General features: G+C 66.3%; 8 protein-coding genes and 3 rRNA genes. All 11 read right to left on the bottom strand.

Annotated features, from left to right (window positions below; all coding sequences use genetic code 11):
* Complete coding sequence (locus E4K62_RS06430; RefSeq protein ID WP_135071016.1) at positions 1 to 1,689, bottom strand: CTP synthase; 1,689 nt, start codon at positions 1,687 to 1,689, stop codon at positions 1 to 3.
* A gap of 94 nt (positions 1,690 to 1,783) precedes the next feature.
* Positions 1,784 to 4,609: a DUF2207 domain-containing protein gene (locus E4K62_RS06425; protein WP_135065079.1), complete on the bottom strand. Its 2,826-nt coding sequence runs from the start codon at positions 4,607 to 4,609 to the stop codon at positions 1,784 to 1,786.
* Positions 4,606 to 6,297 (bottom strand): DNA repair protein RecN, encoded by a 1,692-nt coding sequence (gene recN, locus E4K62_RS06420; protein WP_135065076.1) that lies wholly within the window; start codon positions 6,295 to 6,297, stop codon positions 4,606 to 4,608. Before recN ends, E4K62_RS06425 begins: the two co-directional genes overlap by 4 nt.
* Positions 6,294 to 7,214, bottom strand: coding sequence for an NAD kinase (locus E4K62_RS06415; protein ID WP_135065073.1), 921 nt, complete (start codon positions 7,212 to 7,214; stop codon positions 6,294 to 6,296). The genes recN and E4K62_RS06415 overlap by 4 nt, the downstream gene beginning before the upstream one ends.
* Positions 7,211 to 8,011 carry a TlyA family RNA methyltransferase gene (locus tag E4K62_RS06410; protein WP_135065070.1) on the bottom strand — a complete coding sequence of 267 codons (801 nt, stop codon included), beginning with the start codon at positions 8,009 to 8,011 and terminating at the stop codon, positions 7,211 to 7,213. Before E4K62_RS06410 ends, E4K62_RS06415 begins: the two co-directional genes overlap by 4 nt.
* The gene (locus E4K62_RS18660) at positions 8,008 to 8,181 is read right to left on the bottom strand and encodes a hypothetical protein (protein ID WP_167747746.1); all 174 of its coding nucleotides are present in this window, start codon (positions 8,179 to 8,181) and stop codon (positions 8,008 to 8,010) included. Before E4K62_RS18660 ends, E4K62_RS06410 begins: the two co-directional genes overlap by 4 nt.
* Before the next feature lie 17 nt (positions 8,182 to 8,198).
* A complete protein-coding gene (locus tag E4K62_RS06405) occupies positions 8,199 to 9,239 on the bottom strand; it encodes an HAD-IIA family hydrolase (RefSeq protein WP_135065067.1) in 1,041 nt (346 codons plus the stop codon).
* Entirely contained in the window at positions 9,236 to 9,970 is a 735-nt protein-coding gene (locus tag E4K62_RS06400) for a tetratricopeptide repeat protein (RefSeq protein WP_240742837.1), read from the bottom strand. Before E4K62_RS06400 ends, E4K62_RS06405 begins: the two co-directional genes overlap by 4 nt.
* A gap of 562 nt (positions 9,971 to 10,532) precedes the next feature.
* Positions 10,533 to 10,649: ribosomal RNA gene (gene rrf, locus E4K62_RS06395) — 5S ribosomal RNA — on the bottom strand.
* Between the two features lie 105 nt (positions 10,650 to 10,754).
* Positions 10,755 to 13,861, bottom strand: a 23S ribosomal RNA gene (locus E4K62_RS06390).
* 411 nt (positions 13,862 to 14,272) lie between these two features.
* Positions 14,273 to 15,795: ribosomal RNA gene (locus E4K62_RS06385) — 16S ribosomal RNA — on the bottom strand.
* Together the 16S, 23S and 5S rRNA genes form the textbook arrangement of a ribosomal RNA operon.
* Positions 15,796 to 16,117 lie beyond the last annotated feature (322 nt).

The following is a 16,117-nucleotide window of genomic DNA, read 5'->3' as shown; positions in this document are numbered from 1 at the left end:
TCAGGCCTGCTCGACGTCGAACAGCTCGCTCGCGCGGTGACGCTCGAGCGCCGCCCCGATGAGCCCGCGGAACAGCGGATGCGGCTCGGTGGGACGCGATCGCAGCTCCGGGTGGGCCTGCGTGGCGATGTAGTACGGATGCACGTCGCGCGGCAGCTCGACGTACTCGACGAGGCCGAGATCGGGGTTGGTCCCCGAGAACACCAAGCCCGCCTCGGACAGCTGGTCGCGGTACGCGTTGTTCACCTCGTAGCGGTGGCGGTGGCGCTCGGACACGCGGGCGGCACCGTACACCTCCTCCGCGATCGAGCCGGCGAGGAGGTCGGCCGGGTACAGACCCAGCCGCATCGTCCCGCCGAGGTCGCCGCGGTCGAGGATGTCGACCTGCTCGGCCATCGTCGCCACGATCGGGTTGCCCGTGTCGGGGTCGAACTCGCTCGAGGACGCGTCTTCGATGCCGGCGACGTGACGGGCGTATTCGATGACGATGCACTGCAGGCCCAGGCAGATGCCCAGGGTGGGGATCCCCTGCTCGCGTGCGAAGCGCAGCGCGCCCACCTTCCCCTCGATCCCCCGGATGCCGAAGCCACCGGGGATGACGATGCCGTCCAGTGCGCCGAGGGCCTTGGCCGCCCCCTCGGGCGTCTCGCACAGGTCGGAGGGGATCCACGTGATCTTCACGTGGGTCTCGTGGGCGAACCCGCCGGCCTTGAGGGCCTCGGTGACGGAGAGGTACGCGTCGGGCAGGTCGATGTACTTGCCCACCAGGCCGATCGTGACCTCGTGCTTGGGGTTGTGCACCGCCTCCAGCACCCGCTGCCAGCGCGACCAGTCCACCTCGGCGGCCTTGCCGATCCCCAGCGAACGCACGATGTAGTCGTCCAGGCCCTGCTCGTGCAGCATCGAGGGGATGTCGTAGATGCTGGGCACATCCACCGCGTTGACCACGGCGTCCTCATCCACATCGCACATGAGGGCGATCTTGCGCTTGTTCGACTCCGTCACCGGACGGTCGCTGCGCAGTACGAGCGCGTCGGGCTGGATGCCGATGGAGCGCAGCGTCGCGACGGAGTGCTGCGTGGGCTTGGTCTTCTGCTCTCCGGAAGCGCCCATGAACGGCACGAGCGACACGTGCACGAAGAACACGTTGTTCCGGCCCAGCTCGTGGCGGATCTGCCGAGCCGACTCGATGAACGGCTGCGACTCGATGTCACCGACCGTTCCGCCGATCTCGGTGATGATGACGTCCGGACGCGGCTCCTCGGTGGCCTGCAGCCGCATGCGGCGCTTGATCTCGTCGGTGATGTGCGGGATCACCTGGACGGTGTCGCCGAGGTACTCCCCGCGGCGCTCCCGGGCGATCACCTGCGAGTAGATCTGACCCGTGGTGACGTTGGCCGCCTGGCTGAGGTTGATGTCGAGGAATCGCTCGTAGTGGCCGATGTCGAGGTCGGTCTCTGCGCCGTCGTCGGTGACGAAGACCTCCCCGTGCTGGAACGGGTTCATCGTGCCGGGGTCGACGTTCAGGTAGGGGTCGAGCTTCTGCATCACCACGCGCAGCCCGCGGGCGGTGAGGAGGTTGCCGAGGCTGGCCGCCGTCAGGCCCTTCCCGAGAGACGAAACGACACCACCCGTCACGAAGATGTGCTTGGTGGTGTCGTTCACATGTCCCGCGTCTGAAGTCTGCATCACGGGCTTCGATCCTATCAGCCGGGTGTCGGGGTTCCGCTGCCGCGGCGCGCGCGGGAGCGGTTCCCTGCAGTCTGCCAGGAACCGCGCGTCCTCACGATCGCCGGCGCGTCGCGTAGTGGTTGGCGATGGCCAGCACGACGGCCGCCACCGCGGGAAGGCCGAGCAGCGGGAACAGCGGGTCGTCGTCCACGGAGTCGGCCGTGCGCCACACGAAGAGGATCGATCCGGCGAGAGCGAACCACGGCGGGATCCACCGCACGACTTCGCGCAGGAGTCCGGGCTCCGACACACGCCGCACTCCGCCCAGGCGCAGGATCAGTCCGAGCAGCGCGCACCCGGCGGCTCCCAGCAGCAGGACCAGCGGCACTGCGGTCGGCAGCGCGCGCGCGGCGCTGTCGAGCCACCACGACTCCTGTCCGACGTCGGCGAACGTGCCGGCGGGGAACACGAACCGGATGCCGACGTCCCGGCTCGCCTCGTAGGTCCATCGCCCGTCCGCGTCGGGCAGCAGTTCCCACCGGTACACGTCCTCACCGCCGGCGCCGCTGGTGACAGCCGGAAGCCCGGGGGCCTCGACATCCAGGTCTCCCTCCAGCACGCCGCTGTCCTCGTGCAGCTGCGCGCGAAGCTCGGCGGGCACCCGTACCGTCATCGCCACGCGTTCGATGTTCTGCTCCGGCCACGACCACGCGTCCCGCCAGCCCTCGTTCAGGGCGGTCCACTGCACGTGCTCGTACCACCGGCCGTCCTGCTGCACGGCGGCCGCCGCATCTGTCAGCCGATAGCGGATCTGAACGGTGTGCTCGCCGCCCCAATCCCGCGTGAGCTGGGTCTGCACGAAGGCCATGCCCTCCTCGCGCCGCTGCTCGTACGGCACGGGGTCGCCGTCGACGGTCACCTCGGTGACCTCCAGCCCCGTGTCGTGCCCGTGCACGACGTCGCGCCATTGGCGCATGACCTGGGGCAGGGTGTCGCGTTCCTCCTCGACGAAGACGGTGAGGGTCTCGGTGACCGTGACGGTCGCCTTGCCCGCCTCCGTCCGCTCCAGCCGCGCGTCGGCGGTGATCTCGCTCACGAGCCAGCCTCGCGATCCGGGGAGGTCACCCGAGTACGCGAGATCCTCCGGTGCCGACCGCTGCGACGGCGACGGGAGGGCAGCCGCCACCACGATCGCGCCGACGACGGCGAGCATCGCCGCCGCGCGCACGCCGAGGCGCGCGGCGGTGAAGAACCCGGCGCGCAGCCCCGGATCCCGGTGGCCGCGCTCGTCCAGCAGACGCCGCACGATTTCCCGCGCGCGCCGTGGCTTGGCGAACATGACGACGTAGGGCAGCAACTCGTCGCGCAGGGTGATGCGCTCGTCCATGCGGGTCTGCTCGAGGTAGAGCCGCAGACCCAGCAGGTGCTCTCGCGCGAGCGCGCCGGCGCGGGTCAGCGGCCGTGCCGACAGCGCGATGACGAGGATCACGAGGGCCAGCGCGATCGTGGCAGCCACGATCGCGAGGGGCCACCAGTAGACGCTGAGGATGACCTGGTAGGACAGCTGCCGCACGAGGCCGAACTGCACGAGCGTGAGGGCGAGCGTCGCCCCGATGAACACGTCGCGCACGATCCCGCGCGGAACCCGGCGCAACTTCCGGACGAACTGCTCGCGCCACGCCGGCGCGAAGAGGTAGGTCCGCCACTCCGGCCAGAGGTGCCCCGGCCGCCCCGTCCGCCACGCGATCCGGCCGATCCGCGTGATCGGCCGCTCGCCGATGCCGGCGTGCCCGTCACTGATCGCCTGGACCAGCGGGGCCGTGAGAACCTGCCGCATGAGACGGGAGGCCAGCGGCGCCGGCACGCGCGGGTCGGGTTCGTACTGCGGCACGAACCACGCGCGGCCGCGGGCGTCGTTCCACACCAGCGCGCGGGCGGCCAGCACGAACAACAGGCCCACGGCCAGCAGGAGCAGGGGAACGAACGGACCGACCACGAGCACCCAGTACAGCGGCGCCGGATCGGGCATCGTGAAGGTGCCCTCGGCGAAGCGCAGCGTGAACCAGATGTCCGTGTGCGGCGGCATGTTCTGATCCACCGTCACGACGTAGGTGACCGCATCGGCGGTCTCGCTGACGGGCGTGAGGGTCGTCGCGTCCGCCAGCAGCGTCCACGACATCGCCGCCCGCGGTGTGCGTTCGAGGGCGTCGTGCAGCTCCCTCGGCACGATGAGCGTCATCTCCACGCCGCGGATCCCCTGACCCCACGAGGGTCCGAGGATGTCCCACTCCAGCAGGTCCTGCAGGCGTCCGGTGGAGGCATCCTGTTCGGGGTAGGCGACGTCGGACAGGGTGTAGCGCACGACGAACTCATGCCGGCCGGTGAGGACGCTCCCGGTGTCCCAGGTCAGGGACGTGGCCGTGGCGCCCACGCGCGCGGCGACCTCGACCGGGTCTCCGTCGAACTCGCCGCCGGTCACCCGCGGGTGCAGGTCGTGCCCTTCGTAATGCGAGGCGATCGTGCGGGTGATGCCGGTCTCTTCCACCCCCTCGGGGAAGTCGGCCGTGATCTGCTCCTCGACGTGCACGAGGAGGCGGCCGTCGTCGGTGCGCTCGAGCTCGAATCTGGCGTCGACGTCGTGGGCGATCCAGTGCTCGGTCACTTCGCCCGCCGCCGAGGTGATGTCCTCCAACGAGAGCGGTTCGTTGATCACGGGGCCGGTCAGCAGCACCTGCCCCGCGGCGGCGACGAGGAGCCACACGAGGGCGTTCGTCAGGCGGACGCGACGCGAGCCCTTCGCGCGGGCGCGCGCCTCCAGGCGGAGCAGGAGGCCGCCCATGCCGCGGTACAGGCGCGTAGGCCGGCGCGTCTCGACCGGGACGGCTCCGTCGGGTGGCGGCTCGACGGTGAGGTCGATGCCGGGTGTCTCCGCGCTCACCGGGCCGTGCGCCCGGTGTCCAGCAGCTCGCGCGCGTGGGCCAGTGCGGCCTCCGAATCCGGCATGCCCGACAGCAGTCGTGCCATCTCCGCCTCCCGCTCCGCACCCTCCAGCCGGCGCACGCTCGACGCCGTCACCGCACCGTCCGTGCCTTTGACCACCGACAGGTGATTCCCCGCGAACGCCGCCACCTGGGCCAGGTGCGTCACGGCGATGACCTGCGAGTTCTCCGCCAGCCGGGCCAGGCGACGGCCCACCTCGATCGCGGCGGCACCGCCGATTCCTGCATCCACCTCGTCGAACACGAAGGTGGGGACAGGGTCCACGCCGGCCAGCACGACTTCCAGCGCGAGCATGACGCGGCTCAGCTCACCCCCGGAGGCCCCGCGGGCCACCGGTCGGGGTTCGGCGCCGGGGTGCGGAGCGAGCAGGATCGTGACGTCGTCGCGACCGCTGACGGAGGGCGTTCCCGGCATCACGGAGACGGTGAGGGTCGCATCGGGCAGCGCCAGCGCATGCAGCTCATGCGTGACGGCCTCCCCCAGACGCGCGGCCGCATCGGTGCGCGCGGCGGTGAGCACGTCGGCGGCGTCGTCGAGGCGCTCGGCTGCCGCAGTGCGCTCGGCCGCCAGACGCTCGATGCGGTCGGAGTCATCGTCCAGCTCGGCCAGCCGGGCCGATCCCGTCTCCAGCAGCTCCAGCGCGGCCTCCAGGCTCCCGTGGGCGCGCGACAGACCGGCCAGCACGGCGCGCCGCTCCTCCACCGCGGCCAGCTCATGGGGGCCGGTCTCGTCCAGGTCGGCGAGCTGGCCCGACAGGGCCGCGGCGACATCGGCGACGCGGTACCCCACCTCGGCGAGCTGCTCGGCGAGTTCGGCCAGTGCGGCATCGCCCACCCGCTCCAGGGCGCGGCGGGCCTCGGCCAGCAGCGTCGTCACATCCGGCGCGCCGGTTTCGGAGGAGAGCGCCTCGTGCGCCGTCACGACCGCCAGACGCACCTCCTCGACGTTGCTGAGGCGTTCGGCGCGAGCGGCCAGCTGCTGGTCCTCCCCCACCACCGGCGCGGCCGCCTCGATCTCGGCCAGACGGATGCGGAGGTCCTCCGCCTCGCGCGCGCGCTGGTCGCGATCGTTCTCGAGCATGGTCAGCTCGGCGTCGAGGGAACGCCACTCCTGGTACGCCCGGCCGTAGTCCGCCAGGGCGCGCGCGACCGCCGCGCCGCCGAAGCGGTCGAGGGCGTCGCGCTGGGCCGCAGCGGAGCGCAGCCGGAGCTGCTCGGACTGACCGTGCACGACCACGAGGTCATCGGCGAGGTCGGCGAGCACGCCGGCCGGCGCGGTGCGCCCGCCCACTGTGGCCCGGCCGCGGCCCTCGCTGGAGATGGTCCGGCCCAGGTACACCTCGGCGCGGCCGTCGCCGATCGGTTCCACCTCGCCCCCCGCCTCGCGGACGCGCTCGGCCACCGGCCCCTGCTCGGGCACGATCCACACACCCTCCACCGAGGCCTGGCCGGCTCCGGAGCGCACGGCGCCGGAATCGGCCCGCTGCCCCATGAGCAGCCCCAGGCCCGTGACCACCATCGTCTTGCCCGCACCGGTCTCGCCCGTGATCGCGGTGAACCCGGTGCCGATGGGCAGGGTCGCGTCGGCGATCACTCCGAGGTCGCGCAGGTGCATCTGCTCGATCACGCCGTCCCCCTGTCCGGGCCGCGCCAGCCTTCGACGGGCAGCCGGAACTTGCGCACGAGGCGGTCGGTGAACGCAGCCGGATGCAGTCGGGCGAGGCGCACCGGCACGCTGGAGCGACGCACCACGACCCGCGCACCGGGTGGAAGATCGTGCGAGCGGCGCCCGTCGCACCACAGCACGCCGCCGCCACTCGTGCGCTCGAGCACTTCGATCGCCACGGCAGCTCCCGGGTCGACCACGAGGGGCCGGGCGAACAGCGCGTGCGCCGACAGCGGCACGACGGCGATGGCCTCGACGTTCGGCCAGATGACCGGGCCGCCGGCGGAGAAGTTGTAGGCGGTGGATCCGGTCGGCGAGGCCACCACCACACCGTCGCATCCGAAGGACGACAGCGGGCGCCCGTCGATCTCCATCACCACTTCCAGCATGCGTTCGCGACTGGCCTTCTCGACGGTGGCCTCGTTGAGCGCCCACGTCTCGTACACGACCGTGTCGGTGGCGTCCTTCACCCGCACCGACAGCGCCAGGCGCTCCTCGACGCGGTAGTCGCGCGCGATGACGCGTCGCACCGCGTCGTCCATATCGTCGCGTTCGATCTCGGCAAGGAAGCCGACGTGCCCGAGGTTGATGCCGAGCACCGGCGCGGTGCCGCCACGCACCAGTTCGGCGGCGCGCAGGATCGTGCCGTCACCGCCGAGGACGATCGCCAGTTCGATGTCGGCCAGCGGCACGTCCACGGTCAGCGTGCCCACCCCCGACAGATCCAGCAGGTCTTCCAGCTCTGCGCGGTCCTCGACGGAGAGCACCGGACGGGCGCCGGCCGCACGCAGTTCGCTCACCACGTGCCGCGCCGCGTCGACGGTGTCGTCGCGACGGGAGTGCACGACCACCAGGATGCTGCGTTCGCTCGTGTTCATCGGGTACCGGCCACTTCGTTCACCGTGCCTGACCATTCTGACGGATCGCTCCCACCTGCCGTGGTCAGGTGCGCCACGATCTCGCGGTTGCCGTGCGTGCCGGGAACCGGCGATCCGATGAGCCCCGCCGTACGCAGTCCCACATCCCATGCCGCCCACAGGACGGTGTTCACGGCATCGGCCCGGAGCGCGGGGTCTGTGACCAGCCCGCCTTTCACCGCCGTGCGGCCGACTTCGAACTGCGGCTTGATCAGCAGCACGATGTCGGCGCCCGGGGAGGCGACGGCGGCGACGGCGGGCAGGACGTGCGTGAGGGAGATGAAGGAGAGGTCGCCGGTGACGACGGCGGGCGCCTCGGCGACGCCGGTCGCGGCGGCGAGGTTCGCCGCATCCATGTACCGCACGTTGTACCCCTCCACCGCGATGACGGCCGGATCGGCGGCCACCTGCGGCGCCAGCTGGCCGTGGCCCACGTCGACGGCGAGCACGGGAGCGGCGCCGCGTTCGCGGAGCACCTGCGTGAACCCGCCGGTGGAGGCGCCGAGGTCCAGCGCGACCCGGCCGGCCACATCGATTCCGAAGGCGTCCAGCCCCGCGATGAGCTTGTGCGCGGCTCGGCTGACGTACGAGTCGGCTGCGGCCACCTCGAGGTGAGCCTCGTCGGCGACGGGCGTCGAGGCCTTCACGACGGGACGCCCGTCCACGCTCACGACCCCCGCGGCGATGAGCTGCGCGGCGTGGGTGCGTGAGCGCGCCAAGCCGCGGGCGGCCAGGGCGGCGTCCAGGCGTGCGGTCATCCGCGCGACCCGCTGTCGGCGCCGGGACCGGACTCCAGGCGCCGAGCGAGTTCGTCGTGGAGGGCGGCGTAGGCGTCCGCACGGTCGGCCAGCGGCTGCGACTCGATCACGCGCAACCGGCTGATCAGCTCGTGCCCGGCATCGGTGGCGGTGTCATCGGGCTCGGGCATGCCGCTATCGTAACGACCTACACGCGCCAGAACGGGTCGGCATACACGCCTTCGGGCACACGGAACCCGAAGATCGCGCGTCCGGACGACCACACCGCCGCCGCCGCGGCGCGCACGAGGTCGATGTGGCGGTCGCCTTCGTCCACGACGCGCAAGTCGGGGCCGTCGATCTCCACGACCGAGCGACCGACGGTGGTGCGCTCGCCTCGGACCACCGTCTCGGGGTACGGCTCGAACAGTTCGCGCAGGTCGCTGACGATGAAGTCCGGACGCGCGTCGGGCGGGGCGGCCAGGAGGTGCTTGGGGCGGTCGATGCCGGTGAGCACGAGGGCGGAGCGGATACCCGCGCGCGAGGCCCCCTGGATGTCGGTGTCGAGCCGGTCTCCGATGAACAGCGGCGCGCTCGCTCCGAAGCGAGCCACCGCCTCGGCGAAGATCGGCGTCTCGGGCTTGCCGGCGACCGTGGCCAGGCGCCCCACGGCGGTGTGCACGGCCGACACGAGCGTGCCGTTACCCGGTGCGACCCCCCGCGCCTGCGGGATCGTCCAGTCGGTGTTGGTGGCGATCCAGGGGATCCCGCCTTCGCTCTCCGGAGTCTGCAGCGCGTACGCGGCCTCGGCCAGCTGCATCCAGCCGACCTCGGGCGCGAAGCCCTGCACGACGGCGGCCGGGGCATCGTCGGCGCTGCGCGTGACGGTGTACCCGGCCTTCTCCACCTCCACGACCAGACCCTCGCCGCCCACGACGAGGATCGTCGCCGGAGGCGGCACGATGCCCCGCAGGAGGCGCATCGCCGCCTGCGGGCTCGTGACGACTTCGTCGGGGCGCACGGTGAGCCCCAGCTCGGTCAGATGGGCGGCGACGGCCGCGTCGGTGCGTGAGGCGTTGTTGGTGATGTAGCCGAGCCGGCGGCCTTCCCGTGCGGCACGGTTGAGGCTCTCCACGGCGTGCGGGATGGCGCCCGGGCCGGCGTACACGACGCCGTCGAGGTCGGCGAGGACCACGTCCACTCCGGCCAGGGGTGCGTCGCCCAGCGCCGGCTTACGGCGCCCGATCACCGTCCCTGCTCCCCGGCATCCTCCGCAGCCGGCTCACCGCCGTCGTCGTCCTCGTCGACGTCTTCGACGACGATCACTTCACGGTCGGCGACGCCGGTGGCCGCGTCCAGCGCGTCCTCGGCGATCTGAGCGCGGGCGTACCACTGGGCCGCCTCCTCGTCGCGGCCGAGTTCTTCCAGGACGGTCGCGCGCGCGGCGAACAGGCCGGGGCTCCACTCGAACGCGCGGTCGGGATCGAGTTCGGGGATGTCGAGTTCGCGCAGCGCCTGGTCGGGCTGCCCGAGGTCCAGGCGCGCGCCCGACATCGCGATCGCCAGCTGCACGCGCACCGGCACCGGCAGGGTCGAGCGGTCGACCGAGCGGCCGACCTCGAGGGCGCGATCCGGGCGCCCCACTCCCCGTTCGCTGTCGACGATCAGCGGCAGCTGGTCATCGCGACCGGAGATGCGGCGGTAGGTGCGCAGTTCCCGGAGCGCCAGGGCGAAGTCACCGACCGCGTACGCGGTGATGGCCGCGGTCTCCCGCACCACCGCGACGCGACCGGCGCGACGGGTGGCGGCGAGGGCGTGCTGGTGGGCCAGCGCCGGGTCCTCGTCGATGAGCCGGGCGGCCATCGCGAGGTGGCGGGCGACGTGCTCGGCGTTCTCCTTGCTCAGCGTCTTCAGCTCGTTGCGGGCCGGCGCCGCCAGATCGCGCGCCGTGATCTCCTCGGGCAGCGGCGGCTCGGCCACGCGCGCGCGACGGTCGTCACTGGTCGGGATCGGCCGGGGCGGCCGCCGGTCGTCACCGCGGCGCGGTGCTTCGCCGCGGCGCGGTGCGGGTGTGCGGCTGGCACCGAAGTCGCGCCGCCGGTCGCCCTCGCCCGAGGGGCGGAACGGACGATCACTCGAGCCGCGGTTGGGCCGCTCCCCGGCGGGGCGGAACGGACGATCACCGGACCCGCGATTCGGCCGCTCCCCGGCGGGGCGGAACGGACGATCACCGGAAGCACGATTCGGCCGCTCCCCCGAGGGGCGATACGGACGATCGCCGGACGCACGATTCGGCCGCTCGCCCGACGGGCGGGGGCGTCGCTCGCCACCGGTGCGATCCGACGAGCGCGGACCATCCTGACGCGGGCGCGAACGGCCCTGGGATCCTCGGTCGTCGCCGCGGCCACGCGCGTCGCGCGCTTTGCGATCGTCGCGTTCGTCGCGATCGTCCGTCGCCACTGGTCACTCCTACTCGTCACCCGAAAAAGGTCTGTAAACGCGAAATGGCCACCCAGCGTTGGGTGGCCATTTCTCGGAAGAAGTCCGGCGGTGTCCTACTCTCCCACAGGGTCCCCCCTGCAGTACCATCGGCGCTGTGAGGCTTAGCTTCCGGGTTCGGAATGTAACCGGGCGTTTCCCTCACGCTATGGCCGCCGAAACACTATTGATGTTTCAGTCGTACACAAACGTATGTCTATGTTGTGTTTTGTTCCCGACCGTACATCGGGAACCACTCAGTGGACGCAAGCACCAAAAACGGTGTGTTATCAAGTCATCGGCTTATTAGTACCGGTCAGCTTCACGTGTTGCCACGCTTCCACATCCGGCCTATCAACCCAGTAGTCTGGCTGGGAGCCTCTCGCCCGAAGGCATGGAAGTCTCATCTTGAGGCCGGCTTCCCGCTTAGATGCTTTCAGCGGTTATCCATCCCGAACGTAGCTAATCAGCGGTGCTCCTGGCGGAACAACTGACACACCAGAGGTTCGTCCAACCCGGTCCTCTCGTACTAGGGTCAGATCCTCTCAAACTTCCTACGCGCGCAGCGGATAGGGACCGAACTGTCTCACGACGTTCTAAACCCAGCTCGCGTACCGCTTTAATGGGCGAACAGCCCAACCCTTGGGACCTACTCCAGCCCCAGGATGCGACGAGCCGACATCGAGGTGCCAAACCATGCCGTCGATATGGACTCTTGGGCAAGATCAGCCTGTTATCCCCGAGGTACCTTTTATCCGTTGAGCGACAGCGCTTCCACAAGCCACTGCCGGATCACTAGTCCCGACTTTCGTCCCTGCTCGACCTGTCAGTCTCACAGTCAAGCTCCCTTGTGCACTTACACTCGCCACCTGATTGCCAACCAGGTTGAGGGAACCTTTGGGCGCCTCCGTTACTTTTTGGGAGGCAACCGCCCCAGTTAAACTACCCACCAGGCACTGTCCCTGAACCGGATTACGGTTCTAAGTTAGATATCCAGAGTGACCAGAGTGGTATTTCAACAATGACTCCACATGAACTGGCGTCCATGCTTCACAGTCTCCCACCTATCCTACACAAGCCACACCGAACACCAATACCAAGCTGTAGTAAAGGTCACGGGGTCTTTCCGTCCTGCTGCGCGTAACGAGCATCTTTACTCGTAATGCAATTTCGCCGAGTTCGCGGTTGAGACAGTTGGGAAGTCGTTACGCCATTCGTGCAGGTCGGAACTTACCCGACAAGGAATTTCGCTACCTTAGGATGGTTATAGTTACCACCGCCGTTTACTGGGGCTTAAATTCTCAGCTTCGCCTTGCGGCTAACCGGTCCTCTTAACCTTCCAGCACCGGGCAGGCGTCAGTCCGTATACATCGTCTTGCGACTTGGCACGGACCTGTGTTTTTAGTAAACAGTCGCTACCCACTAGTCTCTGCGGCCTCCAAACGCTTTCGGAGCAAGTCCTAATACGCCGAAGGCCCCCCTTCTCCCGAAGTTACGGGGGCATTTTGCCGAGTTCCTTAACCACGATTCTCTCGATCTCCTTGGTATTCTCTACCTGACCACCTGAGTCGGTTTGGGGTACGGGCAGCTAGAACCTCGCGTCGATGCTTTTCTTGGCAGCATAGGATCACCCACTTTTCATCCGCATCGTGTCTCAGCCTGTATGAACGGCGGATTTGCCTACCGTTCGGCCTACGCACTTGCACCAGGACAACCATCGCCTGGCTTGGGCTACCTTCCTGCGTCACACCTGTTAATACGCTAACCGCACCAGCATGGGGTCGAGCGTTCGCCAAGACGGCTTCACCCCGAAGGGATCCATCCATTCCTGGTTAGGACTCTTAGCACCACTGGATTAGCTTGGGCGGTTCTTCGCCGGTACGGGAATATCAACCCGTTGTCCATCGACTACGCCTGTCGGCCTCGCCTTAGGTCCCGACTTACCCAGGGAAGATTAGCTTGACCCTGGAACCCTTGGTCTTTCGGAGGACATGTTTCTCACATGTCTTTCGCTACTCATGCCTGCATTCTCACTCGTGTGGCCTCCACGGCTGGTTCACACCGCCGCTTCGCTGGCCACACGACGCTCTCCTACCCATCAACACGGCTGGACCACGAAGGCCTACCAATAATGTCAATGCCACAACTTCGGTGGCGTGCTTGAGCCCCGTTACATTGTCGGCGCGGAATCACTTGACCAGTGAGCTATTACGCACTCTTTCAAGGGTGGCTGCTTCTAAGCCAACCTCCTGGTTGTCTAAGCAACTCCACATCCTTTCCCACTTAGCACGCGCTTAGGGACCTTAGTTGGTGGTCTGGGTTGTTTCCCTCTCGACTATGAAGCTTATCCCCCACAGTCTCACTGCTGCGCTCTCACTTACCGGCATTCGGAGTTTGGCTGACGTCAGTAACCTTTTGGGGCCCATCGGCCATCCAGTAGCTCTACCTCCGGCAAGAAACACGCAACGCTGCACCTAAATGCATTTCGGAGAGAACCAGCTATCACGAAGTTTGATTGGCCTTTCACCCCTATCCACAGCTCATCCCCTCAGTTTTCAACCTAAGTGGGTTCGGTCCTCCACGACGTCTTACCGTCGCTTCAACCTGGCCATGGATAGATCACTTCGCTTCGGGTCTAGGACACGCGACTGAATCGCCCTATTCAGACTCGCTTTCGCTACGGCTACCCCACTCGGGTTAACCTCGCCACGTATCGCTAACTCGCAGGCTCATTCTTCAAAAGGCACGCTGTCACAGCTGCTAAGGCTGCTCCAACGGTTTGTAAGCAAACGGTTTCAGGTACTATTTCACTCCCCTCCCGGGGTACTTTTCACCTTTCCCTCACGGTACTTGTCCGCTATCGGTCATCTGGGAGTATTTAGGCTTATCAGGTGGTCCTGACAGATTCACACGGGATTTCTCGGGCCCCGTGCTACTTGGGATACTCTTCGCGTCAAGAGAGGCATTTCGACTACGGGGTTCGCACCCTCTATGACCGGCCTTTCAAGACCGTTCGTCTATACCTTCTTGTAACGCCGACAGATCGGCAGAACTGTCTGAAAAGTCCCACAACCCCGAATACGCAACTCCTGCCGGATATCACACGTACTCGGTTTAGCCTGTTCCGGTTTCGCTCGCCACTACTAACGGAATCGCGGTTGCTTTCTCTTCCTGTGGGTACTGAGATGTTTCACTTCCCCACGTTCCCTCTACCCGCCCTATATATTCAGGCGGGAGTCACTGGGTCGGCACGCCGCCCAGCGGGGTTTCCCCATTCGGAAATCCTCGGATCGAAGTGTGCTTATCCACTCCCCGAGGCTTATCGCAGATTGCTACGTCCTTCTTCGGCTCCAGATGCCAAGGCATCCACCGTTTGCTCTTAAAGACTTGAAATCACATGAGTTTTATCAAGAATCGGTCCGGACAAAGTCCGGCTCGAAATTGACTAATGATCTTTAAGATCATCTATGAGAACTGACCGAAGTCAGTTCAAAGATGCTCGCGTCCACTGTGTAGTTCTCAAAGTACGGGCGGTACCCTCCCCCGCCACCGCAACCGCGGCAACAGAAAAAGGTCCAGAGGTTCAGCCACGACCCCCGAAAGGGTCGCACCCGGTCCCTCAGGACCCAACAGCGTGCATGTGCCGGCAGACCACCAGGCTCCTTTCCAGCCACCGAAGTGACGTACTCAGAACCGGGAGACCCGATCGGCACCTTCTCAAATGTTCCACCCATGAGCTACCAGCAGAAACATTCGTTCTGATCTGGCGCCTGGACACCCCGAAGAGTGCCAGATGCTCCTTAGAAAGGAGGTGATCCAGCCGCACCTTCCGGTACGGCTACCTTGTTACGACTTAGTCCTAATTACCGATCCCACCTTCGACAGCTCCCTCCACAAGGGTTGGGCCACCGGCTTCAGGTGTTACCGACTTTCATGACTTGACGGGCGGTGTGTACAAGACCCGGGAACGTATTCACCGCAGCGTTGCTGATCTGCGATTACTAGCGACTCCGACTTCATGAGGTCGAGTTGCAGACCTCAATCCGAACTGGGACCGGCTTTTTGGGATTCGCTCCACCTTACGGTATTGCAGCCCTTTGTACCGGCCATTGTAGCATGCGTGAAGCCCAAGACATAAGGGGCATGATGATTTGACGTCATCCCCACCTTCCTCCGAGTTGACCCCGGCAGTATCCCATGAGTTCCCACCATTACGTGCTGGCAACATAGAACGAGGGTTGCGCTCGTTGCGGGACTTAACCCAACATCTCACGACACGAGCTGACGACAACCATGCACCACCTGTTTACGAGTGTCCAAAGAGTTCCGTATTTCTACGGCGTTCTCGTATATGTCAAGCCTTGGTAAGGTTCTTCGCGTTGCATCGAATTAATCCGCATGCTCCGCCGCTTGTGCGGGTCCCCGTCAATTCCTTTGAGTTTTAGCCTTGCGGCCGTACTCCCCAGGCGGGGAACTTAATGCGTTAGCTGCGTCACGGAGACCGTGGAATGGCCCCCACAACTAGTTCCCAACGTTTACGGGGTGGACTACCAGGGTATCTAAGCCTGTTTGCTCCCCACCCTTTCGCTCCTCAGCGTCAGTTACGGCCCAGAGATCTGCCTTCGCCATCGGTGTTCCTCCTGATATCTGCGCATTCCACCGCTACACCAGGAATTCCAATCTCCCCTACCGCACTCTAGTCTGCCCGTACCCACTGCAGGCCCGAGGTTGAGCCTCGGGTTTTCACAGCAGACGCGACAAACCGCCTACGAGCTCTTTACGCCCAATAATTCCGGATAACGCTTGCGCCCTACGTATTACCGCGGCTGCTGGCACGTAGTTAGCCGGCGCTTTTTCTGCAGGTACCGTCACTTTCGCTTCTTCCCTGCTAAAAGAGGTTTACAACCCGAAGGCCGTCATCCCTCACGCGGCGTTGCTGCATCAGGCTTTCGCCCATTGTGCAATATTCCCCACTGCTGCCTCCCGTAGGAGTCTGGGCCGTGTCTCAGTCCCAGTGTGGCCGGTCACCCTCTCAGGCCGGCTACCCGTCGACGCCTTGGTGAGCCATTACCTCACCAACTAGCTGATAGGCCGCGAGCCCATCCCAGACCGAAAAATCTTTCCAGCTGCTGACCATGCGATCGCAGCTCGTATCCGGTATTAGCAGCTGTTTCCAACTGTTATCCCAGAGTCCGGGGCAGGTTGCTCACGTGTTACTCACCCGTTCGCCACTGATCCAGAGAGCAAGCTCTCCTTCACCGTTCGACTTGCATGTGTTAAGCACGCCGCCAGCGTTCATCCTGAGCCAGGATCAAACTCTCCGTAAAAGAATTTTGCTGCGAGAAGACCGGAATAGGTCAACCCGAGCGAGCTTGATCTGACGATCGGATGCCATTACTGACATATCCGTTTAATCTCAAAAGAATCTCACCGGCCAGCAAAGCTGACCGCGAGGTTTTTTGGCATTTGACAAGTGCACGCTGTTGAGTTCTCAAGGATCGGATGCTCCTGCTACTCAGCCTTCCAGCCTCGCCCGCAGGGCAACTGCTCTATCTTACCCCCACACCAACAGGCCGTCGCCGACGCTTCGTGCGTTCCGAACGGAACCGAAACCTCGATGGCGAGCCTCGCGGTGGGGGGAACCCCAAT

The organism is Microbacterium wangchenii (genome assembly GCF_004564355.1).
Lineage (GTDB): Bacteria > Actinomycetota > Actinomycetes > Actinomycetales > Microbacteriaceae > Microbacterium > Microbacterium wangchenii.
This window is presented reverse-complemented; position numbering and strand designations above follow the sequence as displayed.

What these genes read in the sequence shown, in the direction of transcription:
- E4K62_RS06430 (WP_135071016.1), bottom strand. Translation starts at nt 1,689, where the DNA reads ATGCAGACTTCAGACGCGGGACATGTGAACGACACCACCAAGCACATC.
- E4K62_RS06415 (WP_135065073.1), bottom strand. Translation starts at nt 7,214, where the DNA reads ATGAACACGAGCGAACGCAGCATCCTGGTGGTCGTGCACTCCCGTCGC.
- E4K62_RS06410 (WP_135065070.1), bottom strand. Translation starts at nt 8,011, where the DNA reads ATGACCGCACGCCTGGACGCCGCCCTGGCCGCCCGCGGCTTGGCGCGC.
- E4K62_RS18660 (WP_167747746.1), bottom strand. Translation starts at nt 8,181, where the DNA reads ATGCCCGAGCCCGATGACACCGCCACCGATGCCGGGCACGAGCTGATC.